The sequence below is a fragment of the Gordonia iterans genome (assembly GCF_002993285.1).
In the GTDB taxonomy this organism is placed as follows: domain Bacteria; phylum Actinomycetota; class Actinomycetes; order Mycobacteriales; family Mycobacteriaceae; genus Gordonia; species Gordonia iterans.
The window spans coordinates 681,416-700,254 of the sequence record NZ_CP027433.1 but is presented as its reverse complement, the minus strand read 5'-3'; the positions used below and the strand labels follow the sequence as shown (position 1 = coordinate 700,254).

General features: G+C 68.2%; 14 protein-coding genes. 11 read left to right on the top strand and 3 right to left on the bottom strand.

Annotated elements, in window-relative coordinates:
- Positions 1-33: 33 nt before the first annotated feature.
- Positions 34-1,596 (bottom strand): hypothetical protein, encoded by a 1,563-nt coding sequence (locus tag C6V83_RS03170; RefSeq protein WP_105941165.1) that lies wholly within the window; start codon positions 1,594-1,596, stop codon positions 34-36.
- 335 nt (positions 1,597-1,931) lie between these two features.
- Between C6V83_RS03170 and C6V83_RS03165 the strand changes: the two genes are divergently transcribed.
- From C6V83_RS03165 to C6V83_RS03145, 5 genes are all read left to right on the top strand, one after another.
- On the top strand, positions 1,932-3,332 hold the full coding sequence (locus C6V83_RS03165) for a WS/DGAT/MGAT family O-acyltransferase (protein ID WP_105941164.1): 1,401 nt from the start codon (positions 1,932-1,934) through the stop codon (positions 3,330-3,332).
- Between the two features lie 86 nt (positions 3,333-3,418).
- Positions 3,419-4,804, top strand: a complete 1,386-nt coding sequence (locus tag C6V83_RS03160) for a WS/DGAT/MGAT family O-acyltransferase (RefSeq protein WP_105941163.1) — start codon at positions 3,419-3,421, stop codon at positions 4,802-4,804.
- A 279-nt stretch (positions 4,805-5,083) separates the two neighbouring features.
- Positions 5,084-8,440, top strand: coding sequence for a (Fe-S)-binding protein (locus tag C6V83_RS03155; RefSeq protein ID WP_105941162.1), 3,357 nt, complete (start codon positions 5,084-5,086; stop codon positions 8,438-8,440).
- A gap of 195 nt (positions 8,441-8,635) precedes the next feature.
- Positions 8,636-9,286: a DUF1361 domain-containing protein gene (locus tag C6V83_RS03150; RefSeq protein ID WP_456071339.1), complete on the top strand. Its 651-nt coding sequence runs from the start codon at positions 8,636-8,638 to the stop codon at positions 9,284-9,286.
- 92 nt (positions 9,287-9,378) lie between these two features.
- A complete protein-coding gene (locus C6V83_RS03145) occupies positions 9,379-10,359 on the top strand; it encodes a type IV toxin-antitoxin system AbiEi family antitoxin domain-containing protein (RefSeq protein ID WP_105941160.1) in 981 nt (326 codons plus the stop codon).
- A gap of 76 nt (positions 10,360-10,435) precedes the next feature.
- On the opposite strand, the gene C6V83_RS03140 is transcribed toward C6V83_RS03145, so the two are convergent.
- Positions 10,436-11,326 carry an exodeoxyribonuclease III gene (locus C6V83_RS03140; protein ID WP_105941159.1) on the bottom strand — a complete coding sequence of 297 codons (891 nt, stop codon included), beginning with the start codon at positions 11,324-11,326 and terminating at the stop codon, positions 10,436-10,438.
- A 64-nt stretch (positions 11,327-11,390) separates the two neighbouring features.
- Between C6V83_RS03140 and C6V83_RS03135 the strand changes: the two genes are divergently transcribed.
- From C6V83_RS03135 to C6V83_RS03110, 6 genes are all read left to right on the top strand, one after another.
- On the top strand, positions 11,391-12,644 hold the full coding sequence (locus tag C6V83_RS03135; RefSeq protein WP_105943683.1) for a pyridoxal phosphate-dependent aminotransferase: 1,254 nt from the start codon (positions 11,391-11,393) through the stop codon (positions 12,642-12,644).
- Between the two features lie 162 nt (positions 12,645-12,806).
- A complete protein-coding gene (locus C6V83_RS03130; RefSeq protein WP_105941158.1) occupies positions 12,807-13,703 on the top strand; it encodes a metal-dependent hydrolase in 897 nt (298 codons plus the stop codon).
- A 2-nt stretch (positions 13,704-13,705) separates the two neighbouring features.
- Positions 13,706-14,833 (top strand): PDR/VanB family oxidoreductase, encoded by a 1,128-nt coding sequence (locus tag C6V83_RS03125; RefSeq protein WP_105941157.1) that lies wholly within the window; start codon positions 13,706-13,708, stop codon positions 14,831-14,833.
- A 52-nt stretch (positions 14,834-14,885) separates the two neighbouring features.
- Positions 14,886-15,662 carry a MerR family transcriptional regulator gene (locus tag C6V83_RS03120; protein ID WP_105941156.1) on the top strand — a complete coding sequence of 259 codons (777 nt, stop codon included), beginning with the start codon at positions 14,886-14,888 and terminating at the stop codon, positions 15,660-15,662.
- A gap of 110 nt (positions 15,663-15,772) precedes the next feature.
- The gene (locus C6V83_RS03115; RefSeq protein WP_105941155.1) at positions 15,773-16,348 is read left to right on the top strand and encodes a TetR/AcrR family transcriptional regulator; all 576 of its coding nucleotides are present in this window, start codon (positions 15,773-15,775) and stop codon (positions 16,346-16,348) included.
- Positions 16,345-17,883: an MFS transporter gene (locus tag C6V83_RS03110; protein WP_105941154.1), complete on the top strand. Its 1,539-nt coding sequence runs from the start codon at positions 16,345-16,347 to the stop codon at positions 17,881-17,883. The genes C6V83_RS03115 and C6V83_RS03110 overlap by 4 nt, the downstream gene beginning before the upstream one ends.
- Here the strand turns inward: C6V83_RS03110 and C6V83_RS03105 are convergent.
- Positions 17,880-18,767: a bile acid:sodium symporter family protein gene (locus C6V83_RS03105; RefSeq protein ID WP_105941153.1), complete on the bottom strand. Its 888-nt coding sequence runs from the start codon at positions 18,765-18,767 to the stop codon at positions 17,880-17,882. The two genes, C6V83_RS03110 and C6V83_RS03105, sit on opposite strands and share 4 nt — an antisense overlap.
- Positions 18,768-18,839: the final 72 nt, after the last annotated feature.

Genomic DNA, 18,839 nt, shown 5'->3' with positions numbered 1-18,839 from the left:
CCGGTCGTCGACGACCGTGGCGAGCGCCGGAGGTCAGCTGAGCGCCGGCTCCGGATCGGCAGCGGATTCAGCTTCGACCTCCTGGACCGGCTCGGCCGAGGGTTCGACCGAGGACGGCGACTCGGTGTCGGCAGCCTCGGGCTGAGGCGAATCCTGCGGCGTCTGATCGACCACCTCCATCGCGGGCGGATCGGCGAGTTCCGGCGTCTCGACCGGCGGAAGCGGCGCGGGATCGTTGACGACGATCCCCGCGTCGGTCACCGACTCGGCGGTCGACTTGGACGTGACGTCCGCCTGCGCCTCCTCTGCCTCGCCTGCCTTGTCGGCAACACTCAGAACCGTCGGCGCCGTGTCATCTGTCGCGGCGGCGGCCAACGGCAGCAGCGAGTTGGTCTGAGTCTGCCCGAACAGGCTCTCCAGCCACTCGGGGAGATCCGTTTCCAGCTTCGGTCCGTCGTCCGTCATCACCACGCGGATGATGTCGCTCTGGAACTCGGGGACGAAGCGACCGGCGAGCAGATCGTTGAGCGCCCCCAGTTCGAAGGCCTCTCCCGTGACGTCGGAGAGGAACCCCGCGATGTCGTCGCCGAACGGCGACACCAAACCGACGTCGAACGGGTTCTTGATCGCGTAGACCTCGAAGCCGCCGTGTTCGCCCACGTTCTGCTGCTTCTGGAAGATGAAAAGCACGCTGGTGCACGAGTTGGTCCGCTGTGAACTCACGACATTGCCGTCGTCGTCCAGTGTCTGCTTGTGCACGCGCGCCTCACCGTAGAGCGCGGTGCAGACCGCGCCCTGCGAGCCGTCGACCGCGCGGTAAGCACTCGTGATCCCGCCAAGGGCGACGGTCGACGCGCGGTGTTGCGGCACGTTGGCGACAGTTCCCGTGGCGAGCTCGCTCAGTGTGATCGATGAGTTGGCGATCGCAATACCCAGTGGGAGGCTCCTAGCGTTCGCCGAGTTCTCGACCCGCGGCGAGCCGACAGACGGAAGCGGCCAGAGTTCGATCTGAGTTGCCGGCCGCCCCACCGCACTCGCGACACTCACGCCGAACAGCGCGTCTGCGTTAGCGATACCGCCCGCAGCGGCCACCGCGATGGCCGCTGCGAGAACATAGTCTGCCTTCGCAGTCGATTGGCCACCCAGGAGCGTGATCGCCGTCGTGTAACCGCTGCCCGCGATCACCGCGGTGCCCGGGATGACGACATCCACGCCACCCCAACTCAGATCCAGTTCCAGCCCGGAAGTTGCCAGCGCCCCGTTGAGGCCGCCGATCGAGATCAACTGCGCAAGCTCCGGCGCGACGAGCCCGAGGATCGCGTCGGCAACAGGGGTCAACAGCCACGGCGTCGCATTGGTGCAATCCGCCGAGCTTCCGAGAAGTCCATTGCTGACTTCCGGGTCACCGGCATCGCAGGCGGCGATCACATCCGGGAGCAGTTCCCCGATACTCCCGATGCTCAGGGGAAGCAGGTCGGCCTGAGCGGGAGGCGCCGTGAGCGTCGTCCCGGCGAGCAGGGCTGCCGAGGCTCCGACGGCCACCGCGGCCGAGGCGGCCTTGCGACGACGATTCCGGCGTGTCTGTGATGTGGTCATCTGCCTGGGCATCCTTTGTTCGATACAAACCCGACCTGAGGAAAAAGCTGAGAGCGCGCTAAGTGTCTCGGATCACAAACTAGCAGGATGTCACCCGGTTGGGTGTCACACGAAAATTCGGCCAGATGTCGGCTTTCACCCAGCCACGCGCCCGCACCGCCGAGCGCACCTCAGTGAGCACGTCAGAACGGCCCGGGAACGCCGCGCGAGGCGGTGAGACCGGGGCCGGAAACCGTCTCGATTGTGGCGCATGACACACTAATCTCGCGATGCGCCGGTGCACGATCACGGGCGCACCATGTGGTCCGCGAACCCGAGCCGATGGAGGAAGACCGTTGCAGTACATGCCGGTGACGCAGTCGATGTTCCTGATCGCCGAAACACGTGACCAGCCCATGCACGTCGGCGGGCTGCAGTTGTTCGTGCCCCGCGAGGGCCAGACCGCGGCGGATCTGGCCGAAGAGGTCCACCGGAAGTTCCTCGACGCCGAAGAGATCCAGCCGCTCTTCCTGAAGAGACCGGCGAGCCCGGCCAGCATCGCCGGTTACACCGCGTGGCAGCAGGCACACGACATCGACTTCGACTATCACGTCCGCCGCATCGTTCTGCCGCGCCCGGGCGAGATCAAGAACCTGCTGCGTTACGTCTCGCTGAACCACGGGGCCCTGCTCGACCGCTCCCGGCCGATGTGGGAGGTCCACATCATCGAAGGCCTTCAGGACGGGCGTTTGGCGCTCTACACCAAGATCCACCACTCGCTCGCCGACGGCGTCACCGCCCTGCGGATCCTGCAGCGGGCGCTGTCCACTGACCCCGACGACCGCACCGGCACCGCATTCTGGGACTCCGCACTGCTGCGTCGCCGTCCCCGCAAGCGCACGGACGAACCCCGCACCGGACTCCTGCGAAAGGTCGCCGGCGCGGCCGGATCCACGGTCGGCCTACTCGACGACGTGCTCGGACTGGGACCGGCCGCGCTGAAGGTCGCCGTCGCCGGCATCTCGGACCGGGACTACGTGGCGCCGCTGCAGATGGCCCCCAAGACGATCCTCAACGTCCCGATCGGATCGGCACGACGATTCGCCGCGCAGGATTGGCCGACCGATCGCCTGCGCGCGGCCGCCCGCAGGCACGGCGCCACCTTCAACGACATCCTCCTCGCGATGTGCTCGGGCGGTCTCCGGCGATACCTCAGCGATCAGGGCGCGCTGCCGGACCGCTCGCTCACGTCGTGCCTGCCGGTGTCCCTGCACGCGGACGGCGACGGCGACGGCAACGCGATCACCGCGGTCATCGTGCGGATGGCCACCGACGTCGACGACCCCACCGAGCGACTCCGGGAGATCCGCGCCTCCACGTCGAGCGCCAAACACGTGGTGCGCGGCCTGAAGCAGGTGCAGTCGCTGGCCCTGGGCGCGGCCAACATCTGGCCGCTGGCCTTCGCCCCGGTGCCCGGTTTCGTGGACTTCACCCCGCGCGGCTTCAATCTCATGATCTCCAGCGTTCCCGGCCCCGACGAGCCGCTGTATTGGAACGGCGCGCGACTCGACGGCTGCTACCCGGTGTCGATCCCGATGGAGGGGCTGGCGATGAACATCACGATTACCACGGTCGGGGGCAAGGCGAACTTCGGCATCATCGGCGCGCGAGCCCAGCTGCCGAGCCTGCAGCGCATCCTCGACCATCTCGACGCCGCCCTGACCGAGCTCGAACGGATCGAGCCGATCGATGCGTGACGGCGTGAGATGTCCGACGACGTTGGTCTCCGCGGGCGCACGTCTCGTAAGCTCTTACTACTGACCAGTAAGGCGAGGTGGTTCACATGCAGTACATGCCAGTGACCGAGTCGATGTTCCTCATCGGCGAGACACGCGATCAGCCCATGCATGTGGGCGGCCTTCAGCTGTTCGTGCCCCGCGAAGGGCAGACGGCGGCCGAACTGGCCGACGAGATACATGAGCGCTTTCAGGCGGCCACGGACTTCCAGGAGGCCTTCCTCCGCCGGCCGGCGGGCAGTGTCGCGGGATATCTCGCCTGGCAGCACGCCGACGGCATCGATTTCGACTACCACGTGCGCCGCATCGCGCTGCCCCGCCCAGGCGAGATCAAGAACCTGCTGCGCTACGTCTCGCTCAACCACGGCACCCTGCTCGACCGCTCCAAGCCGATGTGGGAGCTCCACATCATCGAGGGACTCAAGGACGGGCGTCTGGCGCTCTACACCAAGGTTCACCACTCGACCGTCGACGGCGTCACCGCGCTGCGCATGCTGCAGCGCTGCCTGACCACCGACGCCGACGACCGCACCGGCACCGCGTTCTGGGACGCCCACCTCCGAAGGAGGCGGAGGCCGCGCGCGCCGAAGCCCGAGCGAAGTCTGCTCGGGAAGGTCAGCGACACGGTCGGCAGCGTGGTGCGCACCGCGGACGACATCGTCGGCATAGCGCCCGCAGCGGCCAAGGTCGCCGTCTCGGGCATGCGGAACAAGGACTTCATCCCTCCGATGAAGCCGGCCCCCAAGACGATGCTCAACGTCCCGATCGGCGCCGCCCGCCGCTTCGCCGCACAGGACTGGCCGACCGAGCGCATCCGCGCAGCCGCGCGCCGCCACCACGTGACGGTGAACGACGTCATCCTCGCCATGTGCTCGGGAGCGTTACGCTCCTACCTCGCCGACCACGACGCCCTGCCGGACGAGTCCCTGGTCGCCATGGTCCCGGTGTCGCTGCACGACGCCGAGTCCGAGGGCAACAACGTGACCGCGATCCTGGCGAAGCTCGCGACCGACCTCCCCGCACCCGCCGACCGGCTTCGAGAAATCCGGTCGTCCACGTCCACGGCCAAGAACGTCATCCGCGGTCTGCGCCCGCTGCAGCAGCTGGCCCTGGGTGCGGTGAACCTGTGGCCGCTCGCCTTTTCGCCCATGCCCGGCGGCCTGGACCTGTCGCCGCAGATGTTCAACGTCGTGATCTCCAACGTGCCCGGCGCCGACGAACAGCTCTACTGGAACGGCGCCCGACTGGACGGCTGCTATCCGGCGTCGATTCCGGTCGACGGTCAGGCGATGAACATCACCATCACCTCAGTCGGCGGCAAGACGGCGTTCGGGATCACCGGTGCCCGCGCACAGTTGCCGAGCCTGCAACGCATGCTCGATCACCTGGAGACCGCCCTCGCAGAGATTGAGACGATCGAACCGATCCACTGATCCACCCACCTCGGGCGGTGCCGCGACCGACGGATCGTCGCACCGTGCGATGATCTCCGCCACATCCCGGTGACGGGCCTCGAAGCTATGGTTACTCACGAGTAACATGTGTTGGACCGATCACGTCCAGGACCGTGGCCAGCGAAGTTAGGTAATCCTTGGCGGCGGAACCACTAGTCGAACCTCTACGGTTACACAGAACTATGTCGGACTTCGCTGAGGCGCACCCGCGCCGCAGCGCAGTTGTGCTAACGACCCGAAGAAAGGCCGGTACTCGCCGTGACGACCACGACGGTTGTAATCGGATCCATCGCGGTAGCGATCAGCATTCTGTGCTGGGGCTCGTTCCTCCGCGGTGTCGTACGGATGGCCCGCATCATCTCGCAGGGCCAGAAGGTCGACTCGTCGCGGTTCGCGCATCCGCTGTCGCGACTGTGGACGATGCTCAAGGAGTTCATCGCCCACACCAGAATGGTGAAGTTCCCGACCGTCGGCGTCGCGCACTGGCTGGTGATGATCGGCTTCCTCGGCGGATTCCTGCTCTTCTTCGAAGCCTACGGACAGTCGATCAACCCGGAGTTCCACTGGCCGCTCTTCGGCGATTCCTTCGCCTGGCATCTGTGGGACGAGATCCTCGGCATCGGCACCGTGATCGGCATCGTCGTCCTCATCGTCATCCGGCAGAAGAACCATCCTCGCGTTCCCAAGCGCCTGTCTCGTTTCACCGGCTCCCGGTTCCTCCCCGCCTATACGATCGAGGCCATCGTCCTGGTCGAGGGTCTGGGCATGATCTTCGTCAAGGCCGGCAAGATCGCGACGTACCACCACTCGAACGTCTACTCCGACTTCTTCACCATGCAGGTGGCCAAGCTGCTTCCGGCGAGCCCGCTGATGGTGTCGCTGTTCGCAGTCGTCAAACTGCTCTCGGGCAGCTTGTTCCTGCTGCTGGTCGGCATGAACCTCAACTGGGGCGTGGCCTGGCACCGCTTCGCCGCGTTCCCGAACATCTTCTTCAAGCGTGAGTCCGACGGCGGTGTCGCCCTCGGCGCCATCAAGCCGATGGAGAGCAACGGCAAGGTCCTGGAGATGGAGACCGCCGACCCGGACGTCGATGCCTTCGGCGCCGGCAAGATCGAGGACTTCAGCTGGAAGGGCTGGCTCGACTTCACCACGTGCACCGAGTGCGGCCGGTGCCAGAGCCAGTGCCCGGCCTGGAACACCGGCAAGCCGCTCTCGCCCAAGCTGATGATCATGTCGCTGCGCGACCACGGCTACGCCAAGGCCCCGTACCTCCTGGCCGGCGGCGCCAAGGACATGGGCGGCGACGAGATCGGCCTGGTCGACGCCGACGGCAACGTCCGCGAAGACAAGCTCGAGGCGATCCCTGCCGAGGCCCGCACCGAAGCCGAGCGGCCGTTGGTCGGCGAATCCGAGGGCACCACCGGGGCTATCATCGACGCCGAAGCACTGTGGAGCTGCACCACGTGCGGCGCCTGCGTGGAGCAGTGCCCGGTCGACATCGAGCACATCGACCATTTCGTCGACATGCGCCGTTACCAGGTCCTGATCGAGTCGGACTTCCCGTCCGAGCTGGCCGGCCTGTTCAAGAACCTGGAGAACAAGGGCAACCCGTGGGGCCAGAACCAGGCCCAGCGCACCGCCTGGATCGACGAACTGGACTTCCACGTCCCCGTCTACGGTCAAGACGTCGAGTCGTTCGAGGGCTACGAATACCTCTTCTGGGTCGGCTGCGCCGGCGCCTACGAGGATCGCGCCAAGAAGACCACGAAGGCCGTCGCCGAACTCCTCAACATCGCGGCCGTCGACTTCATGGTCCTGGGGCAGGGCGAGACCTGCACCGGCGACTCCGCACGCCGTGCCGGAAACGAGTTCCTGTTCCAGATGCTGGCGCAGCAGAACATCGAGACCTTCAACGAACTCTTCGCCACCGCGCCCCAGCAGCGCCGCAAGATCGTCGTGACCTGTGCGCACTGCTTCAATGCGATCTACAACGAGTACCCGCAGGTCGCCGGGATCACCGGCGAGGCCTCGGCCGGCCAGTACGAGGTGGTGCACCACACCCAGCTGCTGAACCGCCTGGTTCGGGAGAAGCGCCTGGTGCCGGTCGCCCCGGTCGGCGGGCGCGAAGTGACCTACCACGATCCCTGCTACCTCGGTCGTCACAACACCATCTACGACGCTCCGCGCGAACTGATGGAGGCCTCCGGCTCCACCCTGACCGAGATGCCGCGACACGGCTCGCGCTCCATGTGCTGTGGCGCCGGCGGCGCGCGCATGTGGATGGAGGAGCAGATCGGCAAGCGCATCAACGTCGACCGCGTCGACGAGGCGCTCGACACCCTGGCCACCACGCCCACCGGTGACGACACCAAGCTCGTCGCGACCGGCTGCCCGTTCTGCCGCGTCATGCTGACCGACGGCGTCACCGCGCAGACCTCCGGCACCGAGCTGGAGGACAAGATCGAGGTGGTCGACGTCGCCCAGATGATCCTGGAAGGCGTCAGACGCGGACAGCACGAGGGCATCACCCGCGGCGACAAGCACCACGGACCCAAGTGGGTCGCCAAGCCGGAGCCCGAGCCCGAAACCGAGCCGGAACCCGCACCGGTCAAGGCCGCCCCCGCGGCAAAGACCGAAGCGCCCGCTGCCACGAAGCCCGCGACCGGCGGGCTGGCGCCCAAGGGTGGACTGAAGAAGCCTGGCGGTCTCAAGAAGCCGGGTGGGGCACCTGCCCCCGGCGGGGCTGCCAAGCCGGCCGCGGACGCCGCACCTGCCGAGGGCGGGCTGGGCAAGCCGAGCGGCCTCAAGAAGCCCGGCGGCTTGAAGAAGCCGGGCGGAATCAAGAAGCCCGGTGGCGCGGCCCCGGCGGCAGCGGAGGCGCCGCCCGAGGCAGAGGCGGCTGCGACGGAGACCGCACCGAACGGGTTGAAGAAGCCCGGCGGCATCAAGAAGCCCGCCGCAGCTGCTCCCGCGCAGGCGCACGCTGACGTCACCGCTGTCACCGATGCACCGGCCACCGAGACCACCACCGCGCCGTCGGAGGGCAAGGCCAAGGGCTTCGGCATGGCCGGCGGTCTCAAGAAGCCCGGCGGCGGACTCCGCAAGCCCGGTGCCCCGAAGGCCACAGCGGCACCGGCGGCGGACGACACCGAGGTTCCGGCCGCGGAGACCGTCGAGGACACGGCCGACGTGATCGAAGCCGTGGATCCGGGCGCGGCGGCGATGGCCGAGTCGGCTCAGGAGCAGGCGACCGAGACCGCAGCGGCGACCACTGCCGCGACGGAAGGCAAGGCCAAGGGCTTCGGCATGGCCGGCGGCCTCAAGAAGCCCGGCGGCGGACTCCGCAAACCCGGTGCCTCGAAGCCGGCAGCGGCGGCGGTCACCGAGGCCCCGGCGGAGGAGCCGATCGAAGGCGCGCCCCTCGACGACACTCCGGCCACCGAGGACACCGCCCCCGACGTCCCCGCCGAGGCGCCCGACGAGGTCGCCGACGCCGCGGTCGCAGTCGAGACCGAGGCCGAGGCATCCCGGTCCTCCGATGCCGTCACCACGGGCACCGAGGGCAAGGCGAAGGGCTTCGGCATGGCCGCGGGCAAGAAGCGTCCCGGACGCTAGGCCCCGCCGCCATCGCGACTAGACGGCCCGGACTCCCGCACGGAGTCCGGGCCGTCGCGCATCCCGAGCCGGTCCTCCGCACGCGACGATCCGGCCGCGGACACGGCTGGGTGTCGACCGCGGGCGGGGACGGCTCCGTACGGTGGCGTCATGAACTCAGTCACCCCGGCGCCGGAACGCGGCAGCACGATCGACCTGCGCGACCCGCGCTACCTGGCCCTGCTGGCGGCACTCGCCGGGACCTCGCTGCTGACCGCCGTCCTGGGGATCACCGATCCCGAGGCGCCACTGAGCTATCCGAGCCGATTCCTGATCTGGAATCTCTTCCTGGCCTGGATCCCCCTGGTCTTCGCCTTCGCGTTCGCCGCAGTGCCGCGCCGGATCTGGCTGCTTCCGTTCGGTGTCCTGTGGCTCGCGTTCTTGCCGAACGCGCCGTACCTGATCACCGATCTGGTGCATCTCCGCAACGGGTACGACCTCTGGCGGCACGTCCTGCAGTACGGTGTCGCGGCCTGGACGGGGATCATGCTCGGCGTGGTGTCCATGCGCCTAGTGCATCGCCGGCTCACCGCCGAGTTCGGTCGTGTCACCGGCTGGACGGCGATGGCGGTGACGGTCGCGCTCTGCGCGGTCGGCGTGGTGATCGGCCGATTCCAGCGGTGGAACTCGTGGGATCTGATCGACCGCCCCGATGCGGTGGTCGCCGGCACTCTCGACTGGGTCCGCAACCCTCTCTCCCATGTCGAGTCCACCGGCGTCGGACTGGCTGTCGCCGCGTTTTTCGCCCTCGCCTACCTCACGATGTGGGCCTACGAGGCCGTCGGAAGCGCACCGCCTTCGAGATAGCCCGTCGATCACCGATCTGCCCCGGGTCCTCTGGAATATCCTCCTTCCTTTTGTGTCGGAAACCGGCACAAAAGGACGGCAGATTTCCTGGGATGGAACCCGCGGGCGAGGTGCTGCGTCTAAACACCGTGACCACTCAGCCCGGTACCACCGCGCAGACCTCATCCGACGCCCGCCGCACCCGACGACGGCGCATCCGCGCCGAGGTCGACACGGTACTCGCCGACCTGGACGGGGTGCTCACCACGCCCCAGGCCTTGACCTGCGGTCTCTCCCGCGGCCAGATCAGCCGCAAGGTGAAGAACGGTTCATGGGAGCACTACGCGCGCGGGGTCTACCTGTCCCGCCAGCATGCGTTCACCGACGCCGCACTGGTCCGCGCCGTGGTCGGCGCACACCGTGGCGTCGCCGACCGGACCTCCGCCGCGTGGTGGCACGGCATGATCGACGCGCTCCGTCGGCCGCTCACGGTGTGCGTGCCGGTGAACTCCCACCGACCGCCCGAGCTTCCGCACGAGGTCGTACTACTCCACCGGTCGCTGCCCGCCGAAGATCTCACCGAGGAGCGCGGCCTCCCGGTGACCGCTCCCGCCCTCACAGTGCTCGGGACCCTCGCCACCCTCGAGAAGGACGCCTCCGCCTTCCTTGACCGCGTCCTCCAGCGCAAGCTGGTGACCGTGGCGGACCTGACCGCCGCGCTCGAACGCAACAAGGGCATGCACGGCCTTCGGCCCGCGCGCGATCTGCTCGCAACACTGGTCGCCGGCGCGGAGTCCGAGGCCGAGCGCCTCTTCGCCGAGTTGCTGAAGCTCCATGAGATCACCGGCTGGATTCAGCAGTATCGGTTCGGTGGCCGACCAATCGACTTCGCCTGGCCCGCCGAGCGGGTCAGCGTAGAGATCAACGGGTGGGCGTACCACCGCGACGCCGAGCGTTTCGAGAACGACAACGCGAAGACCGCGATGCTCGCCGCGGCCGGATGGATCACCCTCTCGTTCACGTGGAAGCAGCTGACCGACGACCCCGAGCGTTGCATCGCCCAGGTCGCCGCGGCACTGGCCATGCGCCGCTGATCCGGCACAGAAGGCCGACCCGGCCACGCAGCGGCCGGCCGTGCGGGAAGGACGTTCGGCCCTGCGAGACGCACGATCAGTCGGCGTAGCGGACGATCAACGGAGCGTGATCGGAGAGCCGCTGATCGGCGGACGGCTCCTTGTCCACGGTCACCGACACCGCACGACGAGCCAGGCCCGGCGTCGCCAGCTGGTGATCGATCCGCCAGCCGACGTCCTTGGCGAACGACTCTCCCGCCCAGCTCCACCAGGTCAGCGGCCCTGGGCGGTCGCCGTGCAGGCGGCGCACCACGTCCACGAACCGCCGCGGCCCGGTCACCGACGAGAACCACTCCCGCTCCTCGGGAAGAAAACCCTCCATCTTGCGGGCCGGCCGCCAATTGGTCACGTCGTGTTCCAGATGCGCGACATTGAGGTCGCCCACCAGCAAGAACTCGCGCCCGGCGGCCAGCGCCGCTCGTCGATTCCGGTCCAGCTCGCGCCGGAACGCTGCGAGAAAGCCCATCTTGCGGGCGTACTTGGCGCCGCCGTCCGGCTTCTCGCGCATCGAGCCGGGCCTCTGCAGGTCGGCGGGCAGGCCGCCCTTGGGCAAGTACAGGCAGCCCACGGTCAGCGGCCGGTCCGCCAAGTCCACCTCCAGGTAGCGGCCCTCGTGCGCGAAGACCCCCAGGCCGCGGGCCTTCGGCGGGGCGTCGGCCCAGCTCCGCACGGCGTGCGGTGCGGTGCGGGTCAGCACGGCGACTCCGTTCCGCCCCGGAATGGCACCGACGTCGTAGGCCGCGTGGTATCCCGGGAACTCGCCGACATCGTCTGCGCCGCAACGCAACTCCTGAATCGCGAGCACGTCCGGCCGGCGCGCGGCCAGCCATGCGTCGAACCCGCGCCGGCGCGCTGCCCGGATCCCGTTCACGTTGAAGCCGACGACGTCGAATCCCTCCCCGCCGAATCGGCCGTCCGCGCACGTCATGCCGTCCAGCCTGCCGCACCGCCTGCAGCGGAATCCATTTGCCCCGGCTGTCAGAATGGAACCCGTGAGCCGACCGCATGTATCGCATCAGAACCTGAACCTGCGTACCCTGGACCAGTCCGACAAACTGAAGAACGTCCTCTACGAGATCCGGGGCCCCGTGCACGAGCATGCGGCACGGATGGAGGCCGAGGGGCACCGCATCCTGAAGCTCAACATCGGCAACCCGGCGCTGTTCGGTTTCGAGGCCCCCGATGTGATCATGCGCGACATGATCCACGCCCTCCCGTTCTCGCAGGGCTACTCCGAGTCGGCGGGCGTGCTCCCGGCCCGCCGCGCGATCGTCACGCGCTACGAACTGATCCCCGATTTCCCGTACTTCGACGTCGACGACGTCCTGCTGGGCAACGGCGTGTCCGAACTGATCACCATGACCATGCAGGCCCTGCTGAATCCGGGCGACGAGGTGCTGATTCCGTCGCCGGACTACCCGCTGTGGACCGCGATGACCGCGCTGTCCGGCGGCACCCCCGTGCACTACCGGTGCGACGAGGCCGCCGACTGGAACCCCGACCTCGACGACATCGCCGCCAAGATCACCGATCGCACCAAGGCGATCGTGGTGATCAACCCGAACAACCCGACCGGAGCCGTGTACTCGCCCGAGGTCCTCACGGGCATCGTCGAACTGGCCCGCAAGCACTCGCTGCTGATCTTGGCCGACGAGATCTACGACAAGATCCTGTACGACGACGCCGTGCACACCAACATCGCCTCGCTCGCTCCCGACATGCTGGTGCTCACGTTCAACGGCCTGTCCAAGGCGTACCGAGTGTGCGGTTACCGCGCCGGCTGGGTGGTGATCACCGGACCGAAGGATCACGCGCGGGGCTTCATCGAGGGTCTGCACACGCTGGCGTCGACCCGCCTGTGCAGCAACGTGCCGGGCCAGCACGCGATTCAGGTGGCGCTCGGCGGCTACCAGAGCATCGACGCGCTCTGCGCTCCGGGCGGCCGGCTGTTCGAGCAGCGGCAGATCACGTGGGACAGGCTCAACGAGATCCCCGGCGTCAGCTGTGTGAAGCCGATGGGCGCGTTGTACGCGTTCCCCCGAATGGACCCGGAGGTCCACGAGATCCACAACGACGAGAAGTTCGTTCAGGACCTGCTGCTGCAAGAGAAGATCCTCGTGGTGCAGGGCAGCGGCTTCAACCTCCCGGACACCAACCATTTCCGGATCGTCACCCTGCCGTGGGCCCAAGACCTCGGCGACGCGATCGAGCGCATCGGAAACTTCCTGGCATCGTACCGGCAATGACCTGGGCCGATGCCCGCCGCCTCCGGCGGCCCGCTCCCCGCGTCTCCGGCCGATTGCTTGCAGTTGCTAGCATGTGACAACGCTCAATGGTAACGTCCCGCATCGTCGCCTTCCGGAAGTCGACCGACCGACTCCCGGGGCCGTCGACGCAAGGAGGCCACGATGACCAGCACGCCGTCGCATTCCACCTCGGACACCGACCCGGGCAAGGTGGAGCTGCATGCTCGCAACGTCCGGTTCGATCTCTCCGCGGCGCCGCTGCACTGGATTCCCGGGCACCCCGTGGCGTCGAACTTCATCACCGTGCTGAACCTCCTCCTCCCCGAAGGGGAACGATGGTTCGTCCAGACGTTCAACGAGGCTCTCCCGCTGATCAAGGACGAAGCCCTGGCCGCTGACATGCGCGGCTTCGTCGGGCAGGAGGCCATGCACGCCGAGGCCCACGACCGGGCCGTCGCGGAGTGGATGCTGCGGCACGGCATCGACCCGAAGGCCTACACCGATCAGATGGAGTGGATCTTCCGCCGGGTGTTGGGCCCGCGGGAGGGCGGCACGCCTGAGCAGCGGCAGAAGCACCTCATCGAGCGGCTCTGGATGATCGCCGCGATCGAGCACTACACCGCGATCCTCGGCGACTTCGCGCTGAACTGCCGGTGGGCCGAGGCCGGGGCCGACCCGAGCATGACGGACCTGTTCACCTGGCACGGCGCCGAGGAAGTGGAGCATCGTGCCGTGGCGCACGAGGCCGCAGCCTATTTCACCGACACCATGTTCCACCGCGGGCGCGCGATGGCGCTGGCCATGCCGTTCCTGGCAATTCTGCTGGTGCGCGGATTCCGCTTCATCATGACGTCGGACCCGACGGTCGACATCGGGCCGGTCGGCAAGTTCACCGGGTACTACCGCGGCGCCCGCGCCGGCGTGCTGCCCAAGATCCGCCATCTGCTGGGCGCGACCTTCACGTACTTCAGGCCCGGTTTCCAGCCGACGGACATCGGCGACACCGCACAGGCCGTGGCCTACCTCGCCTCGTCTCCGGGTGCACGCAGGGCGGCTTAGCGATGAATCACGTCTTCCACGAACACACGACGACGCTGACCACCGAACCTCCGCACCTGTACGGGAGGTGGCGCCGCGACCCGCTGATGCGGTTCACCACCGGCCTGCGGAAGACCTGGTTCCCGCTGTTCAACGCGTTCGAGCGGTTAAGACCGCTGCCCGACGACGCGGGAGCGCTGTCGCTGGAGGTGGTGGCCCGCGAGACCGTCGCCCGGGACGAGAACGTGGTCGCGCTGACCTTCGCCGCTCCGGACGGCTCGGTGCTGCCCGAATGGCATCCGGGCGCGCACCTGGATCTCCATCTGCCGTCCGGGCGGATGCGCTCGTATTCGCTGTGCGGCGATCCCGGCGACCGGCGCACCTACCGGATCGCCGTCCGCCGTATCCCGGACGGCGGCGGCGGATCGATCGAGGTCCACGACACCGTCCGGTGCGGCGGCACGGTCACCGTCCGCGGCCCGCGCAACGCCTTCCCGCTCGTTCTCCCCGGGTACGGTTCACCCGCACGACGACTCCGCTTCGTCGCCGCGGGGATCGGCATCACACCGATTCTGCCGATGCTCGCGATGGCCGACCGCTACGGCCTCGACTGGTCGATGATCTACTCCGGGCGCAGCGCCGACTCCATCCCGTTCCTCGACGAACTGGCCCGCTACGGCGACCGGGTCACCGTGCGCACCGACGACGTCGACGGACTCCCGTCGATGGCCGACCTGGTCGGCCCGTGCCCGTCCGCCGAGGCGGATCTCTCGCTCTACTGCTGTGGACCGGTGCCGATGCTCGAGGCGCTGCGCAGCCATCTCGTCGGCCGGGCCGACATCGAGCTGCATTTCGAGCGCTTCGCACCGCCGCCCATCGTCGACGGCACGGAGTTCGACGTCGTCTTGACGTCGACCGGCGAGAAGATCACCGTGGCCGCCGACGAGTCGGCGCTGGCCGCCATCCGCCGTGTCCGGCCGGACACTCCCTACTCGTGTCAGCAGGGATTCTGTGGCGCCTGCAAGCTGCACACGGCGGCCGGCGTGATCGACCATCGCGACGGCCTGCTCACCGAACCCGAGCGCGCCGACGGCTACTTCCTCCCGTGCGTCTCGCGGTGCTCGTCAGGCGAACTCACCGTCGATGCCTGACTCGCCGGTAACACCGGCACAACGAGGAATGACCTCTGCGATAATCAGCGACATGACGGAGTACCGGATCGACGATCTCGCACGTGCGGCCGGGACCACCGTCCGCAATGTCCGCGGCTATCAGGACCGGGGTCTGATTCCCCGCCCGATCCGGCGCGGACGGATCGCGATCTACACCGAGCAGCACCTGTCGCGTCTCAAGGTGATCAACGATCTGCTGCGCCGCGGCTTCACGATGTCGCACATCGGCGAGTTCCTGTCCGGGCTGCAACGCGGCGACGATCTGGTCGAGGTGCTCGGCCTCAAGGACCTGATCACCGAGCCGATCCAGCGCACCCCGAGCCAGCAGGTTCCGGCCGGCGAGCTGTTCGACTTCCTCGGCACGTCGGACCCGGACGTGCTCGGGCAGCTGCAGGACGCAGGTCTGATCGAACCTCTCGGCGACGACGCGGAGCCGGCCGCCTACCTCGTGAAGGACACCGAGACCTTCGACGCGTACCGGTCCATGATGGACATCGGCATCCCGCTGAAGTACATCCTCGGACTGCAGCGGCAACTCGACGAAGAACTGCACACCGTCGCCAAGACGCTCATCACGGCGGGCCGCGCCGCCATCACCGAGGGCCGCTTCGACGGCTGGATCCCGGAGAGCGACGAGGAGTCGGACTGGGCGATGACCTTCATCCGCCAGTTGCGGCACACCGGCCGGGTGACCGCGCACAACAGCCTGAACCGCGCGCTGGATCGCGAACTGACCCGCCAGCTCGACGACTATCTCGCAATCGCCCGCAGGCGCCGCGACGGCGAGAACACCGACCAGGGCGACTGACCCGGGTCGAGCCACTCCACTCCACCCCGTCTCACCTCACACATTGCGATGTGTACAAATGTACATGTACGTTTGTACACAACCCGCTGCCACCGCTTGAGGAGACGACCATGACGCCGGCCACTCGAGACCCGTCGGCACGACGAGAACAGATCGTCGCGGCCGCCGCAGAACTGCTGTCTTCCGGCGACGGCAAGCTGACCCACCGCCGGGTGGCCGAGCACGCGGGAGTCCCGCTCGGCTCCACCACGTACTACTTCGCCTCCCTCGACGACCTCGTGGCCGCGGCGCTCCAGGCACTCGCCGAGAGGGTCGAGGCGGACCTGGCCGAGTCCGCCGAGCTGCTCGCCGCCAGCGACGGCACGCCGGAGTCGGTGGCCCGACTGTTCCACGACTACCTGACCGACGGAGATCGCGTCCGCACGGAGATCGCCCTCTACCTCGCCGCCGTCACCCGGCCCGAACTGGCGCCCCTCAGCCACCGCTGGTTCACCGGGCTGGTCGACGTCCTCGCCACCCTGACCGATCGCCGGACGGCGACTGTCATGGCGGTGTTCGTCGACGGCGCCTGCATGCACGCGGCGCTGCAGGACGAGCCCCTCGATCTGAGCCTCGTCGAAGACCTGACCCGCTCCCTCATGCTCAGCGCTCCCACCGCGCCCGTCCCCGAAGAAGGTAAGCCATGAGCCTCCTGTACTCGCCCGAGATCAGATCCGACGGCACCCTGACCGCCGAACTCCCGGCGTGGCGGCGCTGGTCGGCGCTGGGCGTGCTGTCCCTCGCCCTGCTGACCGTCGTCATGGACCTGACGGTCCTCAACGTCGCACTCCCGTCGATCACCGACGATCTCCTGCCCTCCGCCGCACAGCAACTGTGGATCGTCGACGCCTACTCGCTGGTCCTGGCCGGCCTGCTGATCTCGATGAGCGGCCTGGCCGACCGCATCGGACGACGACGCCTGCTGATGGCGGGCTTCACCCTCTTCGCCCTCGCCTCGCTGCTGGTGATGTGGGCCGATTCGGCGGCCGCGGTGATCGCTCTGCGCGCCCTCCTCGGCCTGGGCGGCGCCATGATCATGCCGACCACCCTGTCGATGCTGCGGGTGGTCTTCGTCGACCCGCGCGAACGCACCCTGGCGCTCGGCGTCTGGGCCGCGGTGTCCGCGGCCGGCGCGGCCGTGGGCCCGATCATCGGCGGCTTCCTGCTGGAGCACTTCTCCTGGCATTCGGCCTTCCTGGTGAACGTCCCGCCGATGGTCCTCGCCCTGGTCGCGGCGGCCTTCCTGCTTCCCGAGTCCCGAGTGCAGACCACCGCCCGCTGGGACTTCGCCGGCTCGGCGCTGTCCCTCGGCGGTGTCGCCGCGCTGGTCTGGTCCATCAAGCAGTTCGGCAAGCACTTCCTCGACGACGGCCTCGCGAACGGTCCCGCCTGGCTCGCCCTGATCGCAGCGGTCGTGCTGTTGACGACCTTCGTCCGGCGGTGCCTGCGCCGCCCCGACCCGCTGCTCGACGTCCGGCTGTTCCTGCGCCCGCAGCTGACCGCCGGCGTGCTGGCCGCACTGTTCTCCATGCTCGCGATGGGCGGCGGTCTGCTGCTGCTGGCCCAGTGGCTACAGGGCGTGGAACACTTCAGTCCGCTCGAGTCCGGGGTCCGGCTGCTCCCCTTCGCCGTCGGCGCCGTCGTGACGTCGATCGCGGCCCGATGGCTGGTCGACCTGCTCGGCGTCCGCACCGTGATGGGCCTGGCGCTGGCACTGCCGGCTGCCGGGTTCCTGCTGCTGTGGGCTTCGCCCGATCCGCTGGAGTACGGCTGGGTCGCGGTGTCGATGGTCCTGCAGGGCGCGGGGGCCGGCGCTCTCGCAATCGGTTCGGCGATGATCATGTCCGGCAGCCCCCAGGAGAAGGCAGGCAACGCCGCCGCCATCGAGGAGACCGCGTACGACCTCGGCAACGTGTTCGGCGTCGCCCTGCTCGGGACCATCGCCGCCGTGATCTTCAGCGACAAGCTCTCCTCGCCGGTGCCCGGCGCGGACCAGTCGCTGAACGCCGCTCTGCGGATCGCCGCGGAGACCGGGGATCCGGTCCTGGCGGCGCAGGCGGCGTCGTCGTTCACCGACGCCCTTACCCGGGTCGGGCTGATCGGGTCGGTGATCCTGCTCGGCGCCGCAGCGATCGTCTACTTCCTGACGCCCCGCGGGCTGGACATCGACGTCCAGCACTAACGCGACAGGTCCACCGATTCGGCCTCCCTCGCCATCCGGCGACGGCTCACCGCCCAGCCGAAGATCGGCGCGATGATGTACATCAGGATCGAATAGACGGCCGCCGGGATCGCGACCATCAGGTTGTCGAGCACGCTCAGAGCGATGGTCAGGGCGATGGTGGTGTTGTGGATGCCGATCTCCATCGAGATGGCCGTCGCCTGCGCGCGCGTGAGCTTGAGCAACAGTGCGACACCGTAGCCGAAGCTGAGGCTGATCAGGCAGAAGAGCGCGGTCACCACACCGACCTGGCGGATGTAGTCGACGATGTTGTCGCGCTCGCCGACGATCGCGCCGATGGTCACCGCGACCAGCACGATGATGGAGAAGATCCGCACCGGCTTGTCGGCGGCCTTGGCGAAGTCGACCCAGCGCGACCGGACGATCATGCCGACGACCACCGGCACCAGAACGATGGCGATCACCTGCGCGACCTTGCCGAACTGCAGGCCGAGGGCGCCGTCGGCGTCGAAGTAGCCGATCGCCAGGTTCGTGATCAGCGGGATGGTGAACGCGGCCAGCACCGAGTTGATCGCGGTCAGCGAGATGTTCAGCGCCACGTCACCGCGGAACAGATGGCTGAACAGGTTGGCCGTCGTCCCGCCCGGCGAGGCCGCCAGCAGCATCACACCGACGGCGAGCAACGGAGGCAGGTCGAACGCGAGCACCAGCCCGAACGCCACGGCCGGCAGCACGACGATCTGCACGATCAGCGCGCCGACCACCGCCTTCGGCGAGCGCGCCACGCGCGCGAAATCCCCGACGGTCAGCGAGAGACCGAGTCCGAACATGATGATCGCGAGCGCGATCGGGAGGCCGACAGCGATCAGCGCAGAGTCCTGCATACTCCATTCTCCTTTGTATCCGGTGCCACTCTCACACGATGCACGGTCCACGTCAGGCGTTTCGCCGGGCCC

What these genes read in the sequence shown, in the direction of transcription:
- C6V83_RS03125 (WP_105941157.1), top strand. Translation starts at nt 13,706, where the DNA reads ATGAATCACGTCTTCCACGAACACACGACGACGCTGACCACCGAACCT.
- C6V83_RS03120 (WP_105941156.1), top strand. Translation starts at nt 14,886, where the DNA reads ATGACGGAGTACCGGATCGACGATCTCGCACGTGCGGCCGGGACCACC.
- C6V83_RS03170 (WP_105941165.1), bottom strand. Translation starts at nt 1,596, where the DNA reads ATGACCACATCACAGACACGCCGGAATCGTCGTCGCAAGGCCGCCTCG.
- C6V83_RS03130 (WP_105941158.1), top strand. Translation starts at nt 12,807, where the DNA reads ATGACCAGCACGCCGTCGCATTCCACCTCGGACACCGACCCGGGCAAG.
- C6V83_RS03145 (WP_105941160.1), top strand. Translation starts at nt 9,379, where the DNA reads ATGGAACCCGCGGGCGAGGTGCTGCGTCTAAACACCGTGACCACTCAG.
- C6V83_RS03110 (WP_105941154.1), top strand. Translation starts at nt 16,345, where the DNA reads ATGAGCCTCCTGTACTCGCCCGAGATCAGATCCGACGGCACCCTGACC.
- C6V83_RS03115 (WP_105941155.1), top strand. Translation starts at nt 15,773, where the DNA reads ATGACGCCGGCCACTCGAGACCCGTCGGCACGACGAGAACAGATCGTC.
- C6V83_RS03160 (WP_105941163.1), top strand. Translation starts at nt 3,419, where the DNA reads ATGCAGTACATGCCAGTGACCGAGTCGATGTTCCTCATCGGCGAGACA.
- C6V83_RS03140 (WP_105941159.1), bottom strand. Translation starts at nt 11,326, where the DNA reads ATGACGTGCGCGGACGGCCGATTCGGCGGGGAGGGATTCGACGTCGTC.
- C6V83_RS03105 (WP_105941153.1), bottom strand. Translation starts at nt 18,767, where the DNA reads ATGCAGGACTCTGCGCTGATCGCTGTCGGCCTCCCGATCGCGCTCGCG.